Raw genomic sequence first — 1,676 nt, 5'->3', positions numbered from 1 at the left:
TATCCTGCACTTCTGTCGCACTAAGGGCAGTATTCCAGAAACTGAGTTCGTCAAAAAATCCTTGATATGAACCTTTATTATTGCTTCCATCAGCCCCAATCCGAACCCTATTCGAATTCGTGCCTGGATCGATAAGAGTGGTTCCGTCTACCGATGTGCTGTAGGCTGTACCATCAAGATAGGCGGTGAGGACTCCATCAGGGCTATTTCATTCTGAAAACCTTCATTAATGTGTCTAGTGACTGTCCGCATCGTCGCTGGGCTTGAGCCATATTGGTCCAACCATCAGTTCGATACAGATTAAGGGCTAGATTTCGAGCTTGAACAAATAGACCAATCAGAGGTGGGGTGCGAATTCGTGAGGCATCTTCCCCTTGGGTAACATCCCGAACATAATGAACCTTATTTTCGACGCCCCAATAGCCTCGAATCCTTTGGGCCAACCTCATGGCATCTTCCTCTAATGAGGTGATGTAGTAGCGGGTCTCTTTGGTTTCAACGAGCATATCCGCATAAATCTCTGTGCGCTCTGATTCCACTCGAATCAAAGTCTTAAGCCCTGGAAACGCTCGAATATGACTGAGGTCTCGACATATACTGACCGTGCGCTTCTCAATGCGTCCATGGCCTTTGTCCAGGGTACTCACCGTTTGTTGGGCCGTGAAGTGAGCCTTCACATCCGCTAGTAACCCTCGCTGATTTCCTTTGAGCGCCCCCAGATAGTCATTCTCACTCTCAACAATTAAGCGGGCTGTTTTTTTTGAGTATTGATGGCATCAAAGGCAAAGACGACCCCTTTGAGTGCTAATCGCTCAATCATCTCAGGCAGAGCTTTGATTTCATTAGTTTTACGATCAACTTCATGCGGTGGCAAAATTAACCCGCGTTCCACCACATAGGCGCTGACCATCATAATGGCCGGATGAGCGGGAGAGTGAGGATTATCGGTTTCGTTCATAAACGAATGCTTGAGCACTTTGCCATCCATTGCGAGGGTTTCCCCTGGTTGAGGGGTGACGCCAAAAAAGCGACTGAGGCATTGGGCATAGGCGTCTTCATCGACATGGAGGAGCACTCGACGAATGGTGCTGTAGGAGGGCAGGCGATTTTTCTCAGGCTGGAATAGCTCCAATAGCTGGGTGCGATAGGACTTGAGCCAATCCCCTATTGCCAGAAATCCTCGATTCCCTGCGGCAACAGCGAGGGTAAATAGGGCGATACATAATGTGTGCTGATGGCGGGTTCCTTGAGCACGACGAGCATCTGGTAAATCGGCAAAGGCATCCATGATGGCAAGAGTAGGCATAAATCAATCTCGAAACATGACCTACACATTCTCCCTCATTTGAGAATGAAATAGCCCTGCCGATAGATTCCATGTATCTAAGCTTATAAATGATGCGCTAAATGATGCAAGGATTTCGGAGAAGAAGAGAGTAAAAGATATCGAAGATGAAACAGAGAAGAAGCGACTTGATGACATTCTTAAAAGCAGTAAGTATGCGCTACTTAAGTCGGAAGAGGATTTGACTGACAAACAGAAGGATAAGTTAGAGGAGGTAAAAGAAGCGTTTCCATTACTAGCGAAAATGCATCAGCAAAGAGAAGATTTTAGAGAAATATTTGATACTCATGATGACTGGGCAGAAGGAGCATTTGCATTGATTGACTGGATA

At 46.5% G+C, this 1,676-nt stretch carries 3 pseudogenes; 1 reads left to right on the top strand and 2 read right to left on the bottom strand.

From position 1 onward, the window contains the following. Positions 1–184, bottom strand: a pseudogene (locus F6K52_RS37220) (LamG-like jellyroll fold domain-containing protein); the annotation flags it as partial. 19 nt (positions 185–203) lie between these two features. Then, positions 204–1,288: pseudogene (locus tag F6K52_RS36025) on the bottom strand (ISAs1 family transposase). 88 nt (positions 1,289–1,376) lie between these two features. On the opposite strand from F6K52_RS36025, the pseudogene F6K52_RS37215 reads away from it, so the two are divergent. After that, positions 1,377–1,676: pseudogene (locus tag F6K52_RS37215) on the top strand (transposase); the annotation flags it as partial.

Origin of the sequence: Moorena sp. SIO3H5 (assembly GCF_010692395.1) — a bacterium.
In the GTDB taxonomy this organism is placed as follows: Bacteria; Cyanobacteriota; Cyanobacteriia; order Cyanobacteriales; family Coleofasciculaceae; genus Moorena.
The sequence above is the reverse complement of the archived record's forward strand: the minus strand, read 5'-3'. Positions and strand labels throughout refer to the sequence as shown.